The 17441-nt window shown below is 67.0% G+C and carries 16 protein-coding genes; 5 read left to right on the forward strand and 11 right to left on the reverse strand.

What is annotated here, in order from left to right:
- The first annotated feature begins 112 nt into the window (after positions 1-112).
- Positions 113-1372: a glucose-1-phosphate adenylyltransferase gene (glgC, locus tag AUCHE_RS04965; RefSeq protein ID WP_006502175.1), complete on the forward strand. Its 1260-nt coding sequence runs from the start codon at positions 113-115 to the stop codon at positions 1370-1372.
- Between the two features lie 13 nt (positions 1373-1385).
- The gene (gene serB, locus AUCHE_RS04970) at positions 1386-2324 is read left to right on the forward strand and encodes a phosphoserine phosphatase SerB (protein WP_006502176.1); all 939 of its coding nucleotides are present in this window, start codon (positions 1386-1388) and stop codon (positions 2322-2324) included.
- A 29-nt stretch (positions 2325-2353) separates the two neighbouring features.
- On the opposite strand, the gene AUCHE_RS04975 is transcribed toward serB, so the two are convergent.
- From AUCHE_RS04975 to AUCHE_RS04985, 3 genes are all read right to left on the reverse strand, one after another.
- Positions 2354-3043: a hypothetical protein gene (locus tag AUCHE_RS04975; RefSeq protein WP_006502177.1), complete on the reverse strand. Its 690-nt coding sequence runs from the start codon at positions 3041-3043 to the stop codon at positions 2354-2356.
- A gap of 188 nt (positions 3044-3231) precedes the next feature.
- A complete protein-coding gene (fabI, locus tag AUCHE_RS04980; RefSeq protein WP_006502178.1) occupies positions 3232-3990 on the reverse strand; it encodes an enoyl-ACP reductase FabI in 759 nt (252 codons plus the stop codon).
- Between the two features lie 34 nt (positions 3991-4024).
- Positions 4025-4753 carry an SDR family oxidoreductase gene (locus AUCHE_RS04985; RefSeq protein WP_006502179.1) on the reverse strand — a complete coding sequence of 243 codons (729 nt, stop codon included), beginning with the start codon at positions 4751-4753 and terminating at the stop codon, positions 4025-4027.
- A gap of 108 nt (positions 4754-4861) precedes the next feature.
- On the opposite strand from AUCHE_RS04985, the gene AUCHE_RS15520 reads away from it, so the two are divergent.
- Positions 4862-5218: a DUF3099 domain-containing protein gene (locus AUCHE_RS15520; protein ID WP_081578132.1), complete on the forward strand. Its 357-nt coding sequence runs from the start codon at positions 4862-4864 to the stop codon at positions 5216-5218.
- A 28-nt stretch (positions 5219-5246) separates the two neighbouring features.
- Here the strand turns inward: AUCHE_RS15520 and moaA are convergent, their stop codons facing one another.
- A complete protein-coding gene (moaA, locus tag AUCHE_RS04995) occupies positions 5247-6314 on the reverse strand; it encodes a GTP 3',8-cyclase MoaA (protein WP_006502181.1) in 1068 nt (355 codons plus the stop codon).
- 35 nt (positions 6315-6349) lie between these two features.
- On the opposite strand from moaA, the gene AUCHE_RS05000 reads away from it, so the two are divergent.
- Positions 6350-7150, forward strand: a complete 801-nt coding sequence (locus AUCHE_RS05000; RefSeq protein ID WP_245706832.1) for an SURF1 family cytochrome oxidase biogenesis protein — start codon at positions 6350-6352, stop codon at positions 7148-7150.
- A gap of 69 nt (positions 7151-7219) precedes the next feature.
- On the opposite strand, the gene AUCHE_RS05005 is transcribed toward AUCHE_RS05000, so the two are convergent.
- The 7 genes from AUCHE_RS05005 to abc-f all read right to left on the reverse strand — a co-directional run bounded on the left by AUCHE_RS05005 (position 7220) and on the right by abc-f (position 16236).
- Positions 7220-8908, reverse strand: coding sequence for a phospho-sugar mutase (locus tag AUCHE_RS05005; protein WP_006502183.1), 1689 nt, complete (start codon positions 8906-8908; stop codon positions 7220-7222).
- A gap of 16 nt (positions 8909-8924) precedes the next feature.
- Complete coding sequence (gene deoC / locus AUCHE_RS05010; RefSeq protein ID WP_006502184.1) at positions 8925-9581, reverse strand: deoxyribose-phosphate aldolase; 657 nt, start codon at positions 9579-9581, stop codon at positions 8925-8927.
- A gap of 43 nt (positions 9582-9624) precedes the next feature.
- Positions 9625-10920, reverse strand: a complete 1296-nt coding sequence (locus AUCHE_RS05015) for a thymidine phosphorylase (RefSeq protein ID WP_006502185.1) — start codon at positions 10918-10920, stop codon at positions 9625-9627.
- A 213-nt stretch (positions 10921-11133) separates the two neighbouring features.
- A complete protein-coding gene (locus AUCHE_RS05020) occupies positions 11134-11871 on the reverse strand; it encodes an exonuclease domain-containing protein (RefSeq protein WP_006502186.1) in 738 nt (245 codons plus the stop codon).
- A gap of 52 nt (positions 11872-11923) precedes the next feature.
- Positions 11924-13744 carry an ABC transporter ATP-binding protein gene (locus AUCHE_RS05025; RefSeq protein WP_245706811.1) on the reverse strand — a complete coding sequence of 607 codons (1821 nt, stop codon included), beginning with the start codon at positions 13742-13744 and terminating at the stop codon, positions 11924-11926.
- Positions 13745-13773: 29 nt separating this feature from the next.
- On the reverse strand, positions 13774-14571 hold the full coding sequence (locus tag AUCHE_RS05030; RefSeq protein ID WP_006502188.1) for an enoyl-CoA hydratase/isomerase family protein: 798 nt from the start codon (positions 14569-14571) through the stop codon (positions 13774-13776).
- A 66-nt stretch (positions 14572-14637) separates the two neighbouring features.
- Entirely contained in the window at positions 14638-16236 is a 1599-nt protein-coding gene (gene abc-f, locus AUCHE_RS05035) for a ribosomal protection-like ABC-F family protein (protein ID WP_006502189.1), read from the reverse strand.
- A gap of 171 nt (positions 16237-16407) precedes the next feature.
- Between abc-f and ypfJ the strand changes: the two genes are divergently transcribed.
- Positions 16408-17334: a KPN_02809 family neutral zinc metallopeptidase gene (ypfJ, locus tag AUCHE_RS05040; RefSeq protein WP_006502190.1), complete on the forward strand. Its 927-nt coding sequence runs from the start codon at positions 16408-16410 to the stop codon at positions 17332-17334.
- The last annotated feature ends 107 nt before the right edge of the window (positions 17335-17441 follow it).

Consider the following 17441-nt stretch of genomic DNA (forward strand, 5'->3'; position numbering starts at 1 on the left):
GCCTTCCCCGAGGGCCCGTCCGCTCTGCCCGAGGAGGGACAAGAGTCCCGACTCTCGATCTCGCCACCCCCCACGGGTGTCGCTGGGCACGTCACCCAGGTACCTTGCGCTTATGCCGCGTTTTCCTCGCTCCTCCAAGGTCCTTGCGATTGTCCTCGCGGGGGGTGAAGGCAAAAGACTGATGCCGTTGACGGCTGACCGCGCCAAACCGGCGGTACCCTTCGGGGGCACCTACCGGTTGGTCGACTTCGCACTGAGCAATGTCGTCAACTCCGGCTACCTCAAGGTCATCGTCCTCACCCAGTACAAGTCGCACAGCCTCGACCGGCACATCTCCCGGACCTGGCGGATGTCGACCCTCCTGGGCAACTACGTCGCGCCCGTCCCTGCCCAACAACGACGCGGCAAACAGTGGTATCAGGGCAGCGCGGACGCCATCTACCAGAGCCTCAACGCGATGGAGGACGAACGGCCCGACTACGTGGTCGTCGTCGGAGCCGACCACGTGTACCGGATGGACTTCTCCCAGATGGTCCACCAGCACGTCGAGACCGGCGCCGGGATCACCGTCGCCGCCATCCGTCAACCCATCGAACTGGCTGACCAGTTCGGAGTGATCGAGGTCGACAGCGACGACGTCCGCAAGATCGACCGTTGGCGGGAGAAACCCACCGACGCCGTCGGACTCCCCGACTCCCCCGACGAAGTGCTCGCCTCCATGGGGAACTACGTCTTCGACGCCGACGTCCTGCGTGAAGTCGTCACCGCCGACGCCGACGACGAGAACAGCGAGCACGACATGGGCGGCGACATCGTGCCCTGGTTCGTGAACCGTGGCGAAGGTTACGTCTACGACTTCAGCAACAACGAGATCCCCGGCGCCACCGAACGTGACCGCGCCTACTGGCGGGACGTCGGCACCATCGACGCCTACTACGAGGCGCACATGGACCTCGTGGCCATCCACCCCGTCTTCAACCTGTACAACGAGGACTGGCCCATCTACATCAGCTCCGAAGGCGCCCAGCCGCCGGCCAAATTCGTCCACAACGAGACCGGCCGTCTCGGCACCGCGGTGAACTCGATGGTCTCCGCGGGCACCGTCGTCTCCGGAGCCCAGGTCGAAGGATCCGTGGTCTCCCCGCGATGCTTCATCCACAGTTACGCACAGGTCACCGACTCCGTCCTCCTCGGACATGTTCGGGTCGGCCGCAAAGCCGTCGTCCACCGGGCCATTCTCGACAAACACGTCGTCGTCGGTGACGGTGTGGAGATCGGGGTCGACCATGACGCCGACCGGGCTCGTGGCCTCTACGTCAGCGACAGCGGCATCGTGGTGGTCCCGAAGGGTATGCATCTGACGGCGGACTGAACGGACAGGCGAGATGGGCGATATCGGTACGACGGTGCTCCGGGTCGCCGGCTGCGCCGACGCCCACGACGTGCTGAAGGAGATCCACCGGGCAGCCGCGGGCGCCGGGGCACGGCTGACCTCCGAACAGCCTCTGGCCAGGGACGACCTGGTCGCCGACGAGTGGGTTTTCGATCGGATCGCACCGGAGGACCTTCGGCGCGCGGTCAGGCCGGTGCTGCTCGAGGCCGAGATCGACTTCTGTTTCTGCGCGCCGCGAGAACCGGGCGCGCGCATGCTGGTGCTCTTCGACGTGGATTCCACGTTGATCCACCAGGAGGTGATCGAACTGATCGCCGACCGTGCCGGAAGTCGTGACGAAGTCGCCGCCGTCACCGCCGCCGCCATGCGTGGCGAACTCGATTTCGCCGAGAGTCTGCATCAGAGGGTCGCCACCCTGCGCGGTGTCGACGTCGCCGCGTTGACGGACGTCTTCCGGCAGGTGACGTTGACCGCCGGTGCCCGGACCACGGTCGACGTCCTCCGTTCTCGAGGCCATCGGGTCGGTGTGGTCAGTGGAGGATTCATCGAGGTCGTCGCGCCCTTGGCCCGGGCATTGGGCGTCGATCACGCCCGGGCGAATGCGTTGGAGGTCGCCGACGGACGACTGACCGGGCGGGTCAAGGGCGCGGTCGTCGACCGGGCTGCGAAAGCGGCCGCCCTGCGGGAGTGGTCGGCCCGGGAGCAGGTCGAGCCGTCCTGCACGGTGGCGGTAGGTGACGGAGCCAACGATCTGGACATGGTGGCGACTGCCGGGGTGGGGGTCGCCTTCTGCGCCAAACCTGCGCTGCGCGCCGTCGCCGATGCGACCATCTCCGTCCCGCGGCTGGACATGCTCCTGCCCTTTCTGGGGTTCAGCGAGGAGGATGTGTCCGCTTCACTGTTCGGAAGGGACCCTCTGCCCGGGCTGTGAACAGCGGTTGTACCTGCCCGGCACCGGAATCACAGTTTGTGTTCGGGCCGGGTGCTGAACAGTTGGACGCCTCCGATCGGTGTCATCCCGCCTTCGACCGCAGCCGAGATGCGAGGTGCGTCATAGGTGGAGATGCATCGGAGGACCACCTCGTTCTCCGGGACACATCCCAAGGCGGCCTGGACGAGTTGGGCGCCCCCGGGAGCGTACGGGTGCGGTCGGTGGACAGCGATCTCACGCACACCGGCAACCCCCCGCCCCAGGATCACGACATCGGGGTCGGCCGGATCGCCTGCCCCGAGGACCTGCACGTCCTGCAGGGTTCGGCGAGCCAGCTCGACGGCAGGATGTTTCGACAGGTCGCTCCGGGCGACCAATGATCCCCCTTGTCCTGCCCCGGTGCCCAAGGAGCAGAACAGGATCTGCGGGACGCCCACCCATCCGGTCGGTCCGGCCAGCGCGGTCACCGTACGAGCGGTGAACGCCTGGCCGTGCCCGTCGACCCCGAGGTCGACGAGCGTCTCGTCCGAGATGTCGTAGGAAACCGCCATGATGGTGTGCTCGGGGAAGACGACCATTGCTTGGATGGTCGGGATCCACGGGGACACCCTGGCCCACTGCCCATTGGGCTCAGGCTTCTGACCAGCAGCAATAGATCTGAGTAAGCGTGCCAACGGGTGTCGTGCCGTGGTCCAGGCCTCGGCAGGGGTGGCGGACATAGGGCTCCTCGCGGATGCGCCGGTCAGGTCAGTGGTCGAGTGGATGCAGGTCCCCTGAACTCGGAGTCGACTCGCATCGACTTCCTCATCGGCGACACGCCCTGTCCTTATAGCTAATTCAGCTAAAGAGCGCGGCTTAGCCCTTGTACGCCGTCTCGTCCCGACCAGGCCGGGGACCGATCCCGACCTCAGTCACCGGTCGCGTGATACCCGCCGTCGACATGCACGATCTCACCTGTGGTCGCCGGGAACCAGTCGGACAGCAAAGCCACGCAGCTCCTCGCCGTCGGCGTGGGATCGGTCATATCCCATCCCAGCGGGGCATGCTCGCCCCACTCCGCGAAACGCGCGAACGCCGGGATCGACTTCGCTGCCGTCGTCCGGATCGGCCCCGCGGCCACCAGGTTGCAACGGATTCCCTGCGGCCCGTACGAAGAAGCGCAATAACGGTTCGTCGCCTCGAAAGCAGCCTTGGCGACCCCCATCCAGTCGTACCCCGGCCAGGCGACCTTGGCATCCAAGGTCAACCCCACCACAGCACCACCGGCGGGCATCATCGGGGAGCAGGCCGCCACCAAGGACTTCAACGAGAAAGCCGAGATCTGCAGCGCCGGAGCCACGTCCTCCCAGGAGGCCGCCGCGAAATCGAAAGCTGCCTGGGGCGCGAAACCGATGGAATGGAGCACCCCGTCCAACCCTGCGACATGGGCGCCGAGCCGATCGACCAGCGAATCGAAATGGGACTGTTCCGAGACGTCCAGCTCGACGACCGGAGCCGGATTCGGAAGCCGTCGGGCGATGGCCGTGGTGATCTTCATCGCCCGACCGAAAGAGGTCAACACCACCTCGGCCCCCTCCTGCTGAGCCAACCGGGCGACGTGGAAAGCGATCGACGACTCGGTGAGTACGCCGGTGACGAGGATCTTCTTGCCCTCGAGCAGAGCCATGGTTCTTCCCTTCCTCAGATGACGTCGACCGGGATCAGTGGCCCATGCCCAGGCCGCCGTCGACCGGGAGCACCGCACCGGAGACATAAGCCGCCGCATCGGAGGCCAGGAAGACACAGGCAGCAGCGACATCGTCCACCGTCCCCATCCGTCCGGCCGGCACGGACGCGGTGTACGCCACCCGCAGGTCCTCGGAAAGCACCGCAGTCATATCGGTGTCGATGAACCCCGGGGAGACGACATTCGCGGTGATCCCCCGACCACCCAGCTCCCGGGTGATCGACCGGGCCACCCCGACCAGCCCGGCTTTCGACCCGGCGTAATTCACCTGACCCGGGGAACCGTTCAGCCCGACCACACTGGAGACGAAGATCATCCGGCCCCGCTTCATCCGGATCATTCCCCTGCTGGCACGACGAGCGCACCGCATCGCCCCCACCAGATTCGTCTGGATCACGTCCTCGATCTCCTCGTCGCTCAACCGCAGGAGCAACTGGTCTCGGGTGATCCCCGCATTGGCCACCAGGATCTCCACCGGTGCCCCCAGGATCTCCTCGGCCGCGGAGAAGGCTCCGTCCACCGAGGCGCTGTCCGTCACATCCATCCGGACGGCCTCGAGACCGTCGGGGGCCTCTCCCGACCGTGAGCCCACGACGACGTGCACACCGTCGGCCGCCAAGGCCCGCGCCACGCCGAGGCCGATGCCCCGGTTCCCCCCGGTGACCAGCGCAGTCCGTGCCCTGGTGGGTGTGCTGTTCATCATTCTCCGTCCGTCATGGCCGGGCTGTCCCCGGCTGCCAGGCGAACCTAGCGAACTACCCGGTGGTAGCCCAGCCGACGCACCCCCGTCTCGTCCTACGCTGGTGACGTGATGCGTCGTACTCGGTCAGATGCAGCTCCCGTGCACTCCATCTCGGCGGTGCCCACCTCCGCGGCGGACGACCAGCGTGCCCGGATGCGCACCTACGTGACCTGCATGGTGATCCGGACGATCTCCTTCGTCCTCGCCGTCGTGGTCTACGCCGTGACCGGTTCGGTGATCGCAGCGATCCTGTTGTCGATCGCCGCGGTGATCCTCCCCTACCCGGCAGTCGTCCTGGCGAACAACACCGCGACCCGCCAGACACATGCCGTCCGGACGATGACACCGACCCGGCAGCTCGGCGGCCGCGCCGATCAGGACACCGCTTCGGCGAAGGACGAGGACCGGGCCGGCGGGGTCGGCTGACCCCGCGAGTCGACGGCGGCTCTTCCCGTCAACCGCCGATGGCCGACATCGGACGAGCCGGCTGGGTGAAGTCGGACGCACCGATCCCGTGCCCTCTGGCCTTCCGCCACATCTCCCCACGGATCAACCGACGCAGTTCTTGGTCATCGGCGCCCTCACGCATCGGCCCACGCAGGTCGACCTCGCCCCGGGCGAACAGACAGTTGCGGACCATGCCGTCTGCGGTCAATCTGACCCGGTCGCACGCCCCGCAGAACGGAGCGGTCACCGATGCGATGATCCCCACAGTGGCCGGCCCGCCGTCGACCAGGAAAAGTTCCGCCGGCGCCGATCCGCGCGTCTCGTCGGGCAGCGCGGTCAGCTCGTGTCGCGTGCTCAAGGAAGCCCGCAGTTCCTCAGCCGAGATCATCTCCCCCCGCTGCCAGCTGTGCTGGGCGTCCAGAGGCATCTGCTCGATGAACCGCAGCTCGTATCCCCGTTCCAGGCACCAGTCGAGCAGATCCGCGACCCCGGCGTCGTTGACCCCCCGCATAGCCACCGCGTTGACCTTCACCGGGGTCAGCCCGGCCTCCTGCGCCGCAGCGAGTCCGCTCATGACGGCGGGCAGTCGATCCCGTCTGGTCAACTTACGGAAGGTCTCCGGGTCCACGGTGTCCAGGCTCACATTCACCCGGTTCAGACCTGCTGCGGCCAGGCCGTCGGCCACGGTGGACAATCCCACCCCGTTCGTGGTCATCGCCAGCATCGGACGAGGCTCCAGCTCCGCCAACCGGGAGACCAGATCGACCAGCCCCCGACGCAGCAGGGGCTCGCCACCGGTCAGACGCACCTTCGTGACTCCCGATTCCACGAAGATCCTCACCAGCCGGACGACCTCGTCATCGGTCAACATCTGCGGCCGGGCCATCCAGGGCAGCCCTTCGGCAGGCATGCAGTAGGTGCATCGCAGGTTGCAGTGGTCTGTCAGTGAGACCCGCAGGTCGGTAGCGACACGCCCGAACGAATCTTCAAGACGGGCAGCGTTTTCGGTTGGCCGGGAATGTTCACCCGGCGTGAGCGGGCTATTTTTCGGGGCTCCGGCAGGGGCTCCAGGCATAAAACAAGGGTAAGCCGGGTAGCGTCGAGCCCGTGATGCGGACGGTGCTGACCCGGCGATGGCTGACAGCTATCGCCGTGGCTACGGCCTTCTTCGTCGTGTGCCTCCTCCTGGGCCGTTGGCAATGGGGGCGACACATCCAACGGTCCGCGATCGCCGACGCCGTGGAACGCAACTACGCGGCCGCGGCCGTCCCCCTCGACGAGGTCATCCCCCGCGGAGCCACACTGCCCCCGGAACGGCTGTGGACGAGAGTGCACGTGCAAGGAACCTACGACCGGGACGGTCAGCTGTTCGTCCGCAACCGCCCGCAGAAGGTCACTTACGGGTACGAGATCCTCGTCCCGCTGACCTTGCAGGACGGCACCGCGCTCCTCGTCGACCGAGGATGGGTGAAGAATGCCGAACGGGCGGACGTGCTTCCCCATGTTCCGCCACCGCCCGCAGGTCAGGTCACGGTGACCGGGTGGCTCCGCCACGGCGAGGAGAGCCTGGACCGGAATCTTCCCGCCGGGCAGCTGGCCTCGGTCAACCTGGCAGAAGCCGGCGAACGGTCGCGGAGTCCGCTGCGCAATGCCTACCTGGTCCTGGACAACGAGGACGACGGCAGCGGGAAGAACCCTGCCCGTCCTAGCCCTCTCCTGCCGCCGGACACCGGGATCGGACCCCATTTCGCGTACTCGTTGCAGTGGTGGGGCGGCTCGATCGTGGGCTTCGTGATCGTGGCGGTCTACATCCGCAGAGAACACCACGACCGGCTCGTGGCCGAAGGCAAGCACGTCCCGAAGACACCGACACCTCGGAAGAAACGGATCTGGGACGAGGAGGACGAATGACTTCCCGGAGGGTGGTCGTCGACCAGGAGAACCTGGCCGACGACCACTGCCGCTGAGCCGGCGATCAGCTCACAGACCGATGGCCGAACGCAGATCCGCCTTCACCGAGTCCAGGCGTCGCGCCGCAGCCTCGTACGGAACCGGTTCACCCTCGACACAGGGCAACACCACCTCGAGGTAGCACTTCAGCTTCGGCTCCGTCCCGGAGGGACGGACGATCACCCGATCGTTCGCCTCCGTCAGGAAGAGCAGCCCATCGGTCGGCGGAAGGCCGTCATATCCTTCGGCCAGATCCGCCACCCGCACGACCGGGGACCCGGCCAACTCGTTCGGTGGGCTCTGCCGGAAACGCCGCATCGCGTCGGCGATCAACGACAGGTCCGCCACCCGGAAGGACAGCGGAGCCGTGGCGTGCAGGCCGTGCGCCCGGGCGAGGTCGTCCAGCGCCGAGCCCAGGTCACGTCCACTTTCTTTCAGATCAGCCACCATGCAGGCCATGCGGACTGCTGCAGTGATGCCGTCCTTGTCCCGAACCCCGGCCGGGTCGGTGCAATAACCGATGGCCTCCTCGTAGCCGAAACGCAGATCAGGTGTGCGGGCGATCCACTTGAAACCGGTCAGGGTGACGGCATGACGTAGACCGTGGGCGCGAGCGATCTCGCCGAGCAGTCGTCCGGAGACGACCGAACAGGCCAATGAGCCTCCCGTCCTGGTCTCGTCGGCTGCGGCCTGCTCACCGAGCAGCGCGCCGATCTCGTCGCCGGTCAGCTGACGCCACCCCGCCGGACCTCGGGTACCGACCGAGCAACGGTCGGCGTCAGGGTCCAGAGCGATCACGACATCGGCGTCGACCTTGTCGGCCAATGCCAACGCCAGGTCGATCGCGCCGGGCTCCTCAGGGTTGGGGAAGGAGACGGTCGGGAAGTCCGGATCGGGGTCCATCTGCTCGGCGACGACGTGGACGTCGGAGAAGCCGGCCCGTCGCAGAGCTTCGACCGCAGTGACCCCCCCGACGCCGTGCATCGGGGTGAGCACGATCCGCAGGTCGCGGTCACCGCGGCCACCGGCCAGCGAAGCAGCCCTGGCCAGGTACGACTCCAACAGGTCCGGACCAACCTGTTGGATGCCCGCCGAGCTGCGGGCGATCTCGTCGGCCGGCGGCGCGGCGACGATCTGGGCGGCGATACCGGCATCCGCCGGAGGCACGATCTGCACCCCGCAGCCTTCTTCGGTCGCCGCCCGACCACCGAGATATACCTTGTAACCGTTGTCGGCCGGAGGATTGTGCGACGCCGTCACCATGACGCCGGCGTCGGCGTTCAGGGAACGTACCGCGAAAGCGGTGACCGGAGTCGGCAGCTGGGCAGGAAGCACCAAGGGGATGCCTCCGGCGGCGGCGACCACCTCGGCGGCGTCCCTGGAGAAGTCCGCCGAACCGTGTCTGGCATCGCACCCGATCACGATCCGCGGCGCTTCGCCGAGCGTCTCCTGGAGGTATTTCACCAGGCCGTAGGTCGCGCGGATCACCACGGAACGGTTCATCCGGGTCTCCCCCGCACCGACCTCGCCGCGCAATCCGGCGGTGCCGAAGGTCAACGGACCGGAGAACCGTGAGGCCAGGTCGGCGGCCGCTGAGGCGTCGCCGTCCTGCGCAGCGGCCAGCAGTGTGTTCAGCTCTGCTCGGCACCGCTCGTCGACATCGTGGGCGATCCACTCCTGGGCGGTGCGGATCACGCCTGCGAGATCGGAGTCAGTCATCGGGAGTTCCTCTCCTTCAGGAGTCGAGTCCTTCGAGGATGGCACGAGACCCGGAGAGCCCCAGACGGGTGGCTCCGGCCTCGATCATGGCCAGCGCAGCCTCGGTCGTACGGATACCGCCGGAGGCCTTGACCCCGAGCCGTCCGCCGACCGTCTTCGCCATCAGTTCCACGGCGTGGACGGAAGCTCCACCTGCAGGGTGGAAACCGGTGGACGTCTTCACGAAGTCGGCGCCGGCCCGCTCTGAGGCTTCGCAGCAGGCCACGATCTCCTCGTCGGTGAGCGCAGCGGACTCGATGATGACCTTGAGGAGAACCGGGGCGGGGCAGGCCTCGCGGACAGCGCGGATCTCCGCCTCGGTCTCCTCGAAACGACCTTCCTTGACCAGCGAGAGGTTGACCACCATGTCGACCTCGTCGACGCCGTCGACGACGCTACGAGCGGCTTCGGCAGCTTTGACCTCGGCCTTGTGCGCGCCCGAAGGGAAACCACAGACGGTGGCGACCTTCACCTCACCGGGGACCTCGACCGGAAGCATGTTCGGCGAGACGCAGATGGAGAAGGTGCCCAGCTCTCCGGCCTCCGCGGCGAGGGCGGCGACCTGCTCGGGCGTGGCTTCGGGCTTGAGCAGGGTGTGGTCGATCATGCGGGCGACGTCGGTACGGGTAGGCACGATGGGCTCCTCGGATGGTCTGGTGCGGTCGACGGTCTTCTGGTCAGCTGATGCGCTCGAGCACGATGTTCGCCCGGCGGAAGTCCTCCGGTGTCGCGTCGGCATCGATGGTGATCCCGTCGACGAGGAGTTCCTCGGCACGGGGGAAACGTTCGGGGGTGTCGGTGTGCAGGGTGAGCAGTTTCTGCCCGGCGGTGACCCGGTCTCCGGGCTCGACGTGGATCTCGATACCGGCGCCGAATTGCACCGGGTCCTCCTTGCGGGCGCGACCGGCGCCCAGGCGCCAGGATGCGACGCCGAGGGCGAGGGCGTCCAGTTCGGTGAGCACTCCGGCGCGGTCGGCGACGAAGTCCTGGGTGTGGGTGGCTCGGGGCAGCGTCGCGTCGGGGTCGCCGCCCTGGGCGCGGATCATCGTCTTCCAGGCGTCCATGGCACGGCCGTCGTTCAGTCGTTCTTCGACGTCGTCGGCGTCCACACCGGCGAGGGAGAGCATCTCCCGGGCCAGTGCACAGGTCAGGTCGATGATGTCCCGGGGCCCGCCGCCGGCGAGGACCTCGACGGATTCTTCGACCTCGAGGGAGTTACCGATCTTGCGGCCGAGCGGGCGGGACATGTCGGTCAGCAGAGCGGTGGTGGCGACGCCGGCGTCGGTGCCCAGGTCGACCATGGTGCGGGCCAGCTCACGCGCCGCGCCGATCTCTTTCATGAAAGCCCCGGAGCCGACCTTCACGTCGAGGACGAGCGCGCCGGTACCTTCGGCGATCTTCTTGCTCATGATGGAGCTGGCGATCAGCGGGATGCAATCGACGGTGCTGGTGATGTCGCGCAGGGCGTAGAGCTTCTTGTCGGCCGGGGCGAGCCCGGATCCGGCAGCACAGATGACCGCGCCGCTGTCTTCGAGGATCTCCATCATCCGCTCGTTGCTGAGCGCGGCCTGCCAGCCGGGGATGGCTTCCAGCTTGTCGAGGGTCCCTCCGGTGTGGCCCAGACCGCGTCCGGACAACTGTGGGACGGCGACTCCGTAGGAGGCCACCAGCGGAGCCAACGGCAGGGTGATCTTGTCACCGACACCGCCGGTGGAGTGCTTGTCGGTGGTCTTCTTCGACAGGGAGGAGAAACTCATCCGTTCGCCGGAGGCGATCATGGCCTGGGTCCACCGGGCGATCTCGTCGCGTTCCATCCCGTTGAGGAAGATCGCCATGGCGAGGGCGGACATCTGCTCGTCGGCGACGACGCCGCGGGTGTAGGCGTCGATCACCCAGTCGATCTGTTCGTCGGTGAGTCGCCTGCGGTCACGCTTGGCCCGGATGATGTCGATGGCGTCGAACCTTTCGGCCATGATGGCCGCTCCTTTCGTTGTGCCGTCCTGGGTGTGGGCGGCGCACGGCTGTCGGTCCGGGTGGTCGGTCTCCACCCACCTGGGGAACAGATGTTCCATTGCAACTGAACCAATGTTCGCATTGTACGGCTCGGGTCCACGCATCAGGCAACAGGGTCGAGCCCATCGGTACCCGGCCAGGAGCAGGGAAACACCCCTCCCTGCCCCTCGCTCCTAGGCGACCGGCCATTCCCTCGAAACGTCGTCCACCTTGCCCTTCGAAACCAGCCAGCGTCCGAAATCCTCGGCCTGCGCCCGTTTCCATCCCACCTGGCGATCGTGCAATTCCTGAGGGTCGGCCACCAACAACTCAGGACGACGCCCGGCCAGGACCCGGGCCAACCCGCCCGCCGCCTGTGCATCGGCAGCCGCGCCATGCGCATCCTCCGCCGAGAGCTCCACCCCCCAGACCCGACAGGTGTCCACCAAGGTCCTCGACCCACAGCGCGCCGGATCGGCACGCCGAGCGGTCGGATTCTTCGGCCGGTACGGATCGACCACCCGATCGAGCACGATCGTGTCGATCACCGGACGCACCGCTGCCACCGCCCCGGCTCGTTCCACCAGACCGTGACGGACACATTCCGCACGCAACATCGTCAGGTCGTAGACGACATTGTGCCCGACCACTGGCACCCCTGAACCCACCGCCGCCAACAGGGCATCCGCGATCTGGGCCACCCCCACCGCAGCAGAGATCCCCTCCGCCCTGGCCTGTTCAGTGGTCACCCCGTGGATCAGACTGGCCCCCTCCGGGATCTCCACCCCAGGATCCACCAACCAGTCATGGATCTGCGGCAGACAACCCGGTTCATCCATGACCACGGCAGCCGTGACGATCCGATCGCTCTGCGGGTCGGTACCGGTCGTCTCCAGGTCGAACAAGGCCAGCGGTCCTTCGCTCCAATGCATGCGGGCAAGGCTACGTGCACCGACGGACAACGCCCCACGGGCCGGGAAACCCTCACCCGGAGAACTGGATCTCGTGCAGGTGCGCGTACAGGCCGCCTTCCGCGAGCAGCTCCTCGTGAGTTCCCCGTTGCACGACTCGTCCGCCGTCGACCACCAGGATCAGATCCGCATGACGCACCGTGGAGAGCCGGTGCGCGATGACCAGGGCCGAGCGTCCGACGAGCGCGGCCTCCAACGCCCGCTGGGTCGCCGCCTCCGAACCGCTGTCCAGATGAGCCGTCGCCTCGTCCAGGACGAGCAGACCCGGCTCCTTCAAGAGCAACCGGGCAATCGCCAGTCGTTGTTTCTCCCCACCGGAAAGGCGATGTCCCCGGTCACCGACCACGGTGTCCAATCCCGCAGGCAGTTGCTCCACCAGATCCCAGATCTGCGCGGAACGCAACACCCGTTCCAGGTCCTGCGAGGTCGCCCCCGGCCGCGCATAGGTCAGATTCGACCGGATCGTGTCGTGGAACAGATGTGCGTCCTGAGTGACCACACCGACGACATCGCGCAGGCTCGCGGTGGAGACCTCCCTCAGATCGACCCCGTTCAACCGGACCGTCCCGCTGGTCGGGTCGTACAACCGGGACACCAATGAGGTGATGGTCGTCTTCCCTGCACCGCTGGGCCCGACCAAGGCGACGAGACTGCCCGGCGCCATCCGGAAGTCGATCCCCTCGAGCACCGGCCCGGTCCCCCTGCGGTCGGCGTCCTCCCCGCCTTCCAACGACGGAAGGGAGACCTCACCGGCCGACGGATAACGGAAACAGACCTTCTCGAAGACCAACTCGGGCGCTCCTGCGGGCAGGACGACCGGATCGGCGGACTCCTGTACCGCAGGGACCAGGTCGAGCACCTCGAAGACCCGTTCGAAGGAAACCAGTGCGGTCAACACGTCCACCCGGACGTTCGACAGCGCAATGAGCGGCGTGTAGAGCCTGGCCAGCAGCGCGGTCAACGCCAGCAGGGTGCCCACTGTCAGGTGCCCGCGCGCGGCGAGCAGCCCGCCGGAACCATAGACCACGGCCGTGGCCACCGCCGCGACGAAAGTCAGGGAGGCCATGAAGACCGAACGGTTCACCGCGATCCGTACCCCGATGTCCCGGACCGCTGCCGCCCTGGCCGCGTACTCCCCAGACTCCTGGGACGGCCGGCCGAAGAGCTTCACCAGCAGGGCCCCGGCGACGTCGAAACGTTCTGTCATCCGCGTGGCCATGTCCGCATTCAGGTTCATCGACTCCCGGGTCAGCGCGGACAACCGGCCGCCCATCCTGCGGGCAGGAAGGAGGAAGAGCGGGAAGAGCGCCAGCGAGGCCAAGGTCAACGGCCAGGAGAGCACCGCCATGGTCCCCACGATCACCATGAGGGTCACGACATTGCTCACCACGGCCGACAGTGTCGAGGTGAAGGCCTGCTGCGCGCCGATCACATCGCTGTTGAGCCGGGAGACCAAGGCTCCGGTACGGGTACGGGTGAAGAAGGCCAGAGGTTGAGCGCACACATGGTTGAAGACTTCCGTCCGCAACCGGAAGATCAGCCCTTCCCCGATCAGTGCGGACTGCCAGCGTTGAGCCACAGTCAGCCCTGCTTCGACCAGCGCGACCAGGGCCACTGCGACCGACAGGAGGATCACCAGCCGCTCGTCCCCCTGCAGGACGCCTCGGTCGACAACGGCCCGTAGGAGCAGCGGAGGCACCGCTACCAGGGCCGAGGCGACCACGACGGTGACCAGGAAGACGACGATCCGTCGTCGGAAGATCAGTGCATAGGAGAACACCCTGCGAGCGGTGCCGGGGAGCAGGGACCGTCCGCTCAAACGGTCCTGGGACATCGACCGCATGGTGGCGAACGGATTGACCGTCACCGTCCTTGTCCGCCGAAGAGCCTGGCCAGATCCGCGATGAGCTCCACCTGGGTCTGCCGTTCGGTGGCGAACTGAGTCTCCCTCGGGGAGCGCACGGCCTGCGCCAGGAGCCGTTTGGTGGCTTTCGCCGAGGTCGCGGGCGCCGAGGTCAAGGCTGCGACGAGGTCGTCGGTCGCGGCGGCGAGCTCGTCGACGGGTACGGACATCGTCGCGATCCCTACCTCGACAGCCTCCTGCGCGCCCATCACCCGCCCGGTCAGGCAGAGTTCGAGAGCTCGGGGATAACCGAGGAGTTCCACCAGGACCGCGGTGCCCCCCAGGTCGGGGACGAGCCCCAGGGAGGTCTCGGCCATCCTGAACTGTACGTCCTCGGCAACGATCCGCAGGTCGGCGCCGAGAGCCAACTGGAATCCCGCTCCGACGGCGTGGCCTTGCACTGCGGCGACCACGACGGCGTCCACCCCGCGCCAGGTGGTGAAGGCCTCCTGGAAACGGGCGATGTCCCGGTCGGCCTGGTCAGGCCGTTCCAGACAGGCGGAGACCATGTCCGGTTCGCCGTCCATGCCTGCCGGGCTCAGCATCCCGCGGTCCATGCCTGCGGAGAAGGACGGCCCGGTGGCCTGGAGGACGACGACCCGGACGTCCTCGGGAAGGGTGCGGGCGAGTTCGGCCAGAGCCGTCCACAACGTGGGGGTCTGGGCATTGCGTCGTCGCGGGTCGTCGAGGGTGAGGTACATCACCGCGCCGGTGCGACGCACATCCAGATGCGGGTGAGGGCGGTCGTCGTCGGTCACCTCTCCGACTGTAGGGCAGCCTGGGGAGCGCGGCCCGGCGAGCAGAGCAGCGTCTGCGAACTTTTCTCAGGCCAAGGAGATCAGGTCGAGATAGTCCTCGCTCCAGAGGTCCTCGGCGCCATCGGGCAGGAGGAGGACCCGTTCGGGTTCCAACGCGGCGACTGCTCCTTCGTCGTGACTGACCAGGACGACGGCTCCGGCGAAGGTGCGCAGCGCCGCGAGGATCTCCTCGCGGCTGGCCGGGTCGAGGTTGTTGGTGGGTTCGTCGAGCAGGAGGACGTTGGCGCTGCTGACCAACAGGGTCGCCAGGGAAAGGCGGGTCTTCTCCCCGCCGGAGAGCACCCCTGCGGGTTTGTCGACGTCGTCCCCCGAGAAGAGGAAACTGCCGAGGATCTTGCGGACCTCGGTCTCGCCGAGATCCGGGGCCGCGGTCTTCATGTTCTCCAGGACGGTCCGGGACACGTCGAGGTTCTCGTGTTCCTGGGCGTAGTAGCCGATCTTCAGGCCGTGGCCCGGTTCGACCTGGCCGGTGTCGGGAGCGTCCAGCCCGGCGAGGATCCGCAACAGGGTGGTCTTACCGGCGCCGTTCAACCCCAGGACGACGACCTTGCTGCCCCGGTCGATGGCCAGGTCGACATCGGTGAACACTTCCAGGGATCCGTAACTGCGGGAGAGCCCGGAGGCGCGCAGCGGGGTCTTCCCGCAGGATGCCGGGTCGGGGAAGCGCAGCTTGGCGACCTTGTCCTGTTGGCGTTCGCCTTCGATCCCGGCGAGCATCTTCTCGGCCCGACGTGCCATGTTCTGGGCTGCGGTGGCCTTCGTGGCCTTGGCCCGCATCTTGTCGGCCTGGGCCAGTAGTGCGGAGGCCTTCTTCTCGGCGTTGAGTCGTTCGCGTTTGCGTCTCTTCTCGTCGGTCTCCCGTTGCTGCAGGTAAGCCTTCCATCCGACGTTGTACTGGTCCATCTCCATCCGGTTGGCGTCCAGGTGGTAGACCTTGTTGACCACTTCGTCCAGCAGGGCGACGTCGTGGCTGATGACGAGCAGACCGCCCTTGTAGACCTTCAGGTGGTCGCGCAGCCAGGCGATGGAGTCGGCGTCGAGGTGGTTGGTCGGTTCGTCCAGCAGCAGGGTGTCCGCCCCGGAGAACAGGATGCGGGCCAGTTCAACGCGACGACGTTGACCTCCGGAGAGGGTCTCGAGTTTCTGGGCCAGCACCCGGTCCTCCAGCCCGAGGGCTGCCGCGATGGTCGCGGCCTCGGACTCGGCGGCGTACCCTCCTGCGGCGTCGAACTGGGCCTGGAGCCGGGGGTAGCGGGCCATGGCCCGTTCGTGGGTCTCGGCGTCTGCGCTGGCCATGGCGCCTTCGGTCTCCCGCATCCGTCGGACGATGTCGTCGAGTTGGCGGGCGGAGAGGATCCGGTGCATGGCCACCATGTTGAGGTCGCCGTCGCGGGGGTCCTGCGGGAGGTAGCCGACCTCACCGCTGCGGGTGACGGTGCCCGAGGCCGGTTGGTTCCATCCGGCGAGCACCTTCGTCAGGGTCGTCTTGCCGGCACCGTTACGTCCGACCAGGCCTACACGGTCGCCCTGGCCGACCCGGAAACTGACGTCACCCAGCAGGAGCCGACTGCCTGCGCGCAGCTCGATACCGGTGGCTGTGATCACAGCTGTCCCCTTCGTCTCCGGTCGGTGTGGATCGCCCCAGCATGACATCTCACGGGATGGGCCGCGTACGCCCTGGCAGTGCCGGTGCGCGGTGCATCACACAGCTGGACTCATTACTCTACTGGTCAGGCCCTTGTGACCGGCACGGGGTGGCCAGGAGAGGACGCAAGGATGACGTTCAACGACGACGCAGAGCTGGACACGTCGGATATCACCGGTGGCGGGGAGGGCACCTTCGGTCACACCGGCGCGATCATCGGCGGCGGGGGCGGCATCCTCGGCCTGATCGCCCTGGTCGTCTACACCTTGATGGGCGGTAGTGGATCACAGGTCCTGGGCTCGGGCGGGAACGGCATGGACCTGTCCCAGCTGGGCGCCGGTGGCCAGTACAGCCAGAAGATCTACGACCACTGCAAGACGGGTGCCGACGCCAACAAGGACGACGTCTGTCTGGTGGTAGGCACGGTGAACAGCGTCCAGGGCTACTGGAAGAAGAAGTTCCCCGAGTCCACGAAGAACAACACCGAGTGGCGGCTGACCAAGACGAACCTGTACTCCGGTCAGACCCAGTCCAAGTGCGGCATGGCCTCCAACCAGGTAGGCCCCTTCTACTGCCCGGCCGACCGTCAGGTGTACATCGACGCGAGCTTCTTCAAACTGTTGAGCCAACGTTTCGGCAGCGACAAGGGCAATTTCGCAAAGATGTACGTCGTCGCCCATGAGTACGGGCATGCCGCCCAGGATCAGCTGGGCGTGCTCGGCGAAGCCCAGAAGGATCCGAAAGGCCCGGCCAGTGGCGGGGTGAAGGTCGAGTTGATGGCCGACTGCTTCGCCGGGATGTGGGCGAAGGATGCCTCTACCACGAAGGACAAGAACGGCAAGACCCTGTTGAAACCCTTGACCCAGCAAGACATCCAGAGCGCACTCTCTGCGGCCAGCGCCGTCGGTGACGACACCATCCAACAGCGCACCCAGGGCCGGGTCTCTCCGGAGAACTTCACCCACGGCAGCGCAGAACAGCGCATGCGCTGGTTCATGGCCGGTTACAACAGCCAGAATGTCGCCACCTGCAACACCTTGAAGGCCTCCACCTTGTGACCCGCCACCGGTAGATACCCGCAGATCCGAGGTCGGCCGGACGAAGGCCACGAACGGCTGGCGCGCCTCCCTGAAGCTGCCCGGGCCGTCTCCTACAGTCACTGCAT

This window comes from Austwickia chelonae NBRC 105200 (genome assembly GCF_000298175.1).
Taxonomy (GTDB): domain Bacteria; phylum Actinomycetota; class Actinomycetes; order Actinomycetales; family Dermatophilaceae; genus Austwickia; species Austwickia chelonae.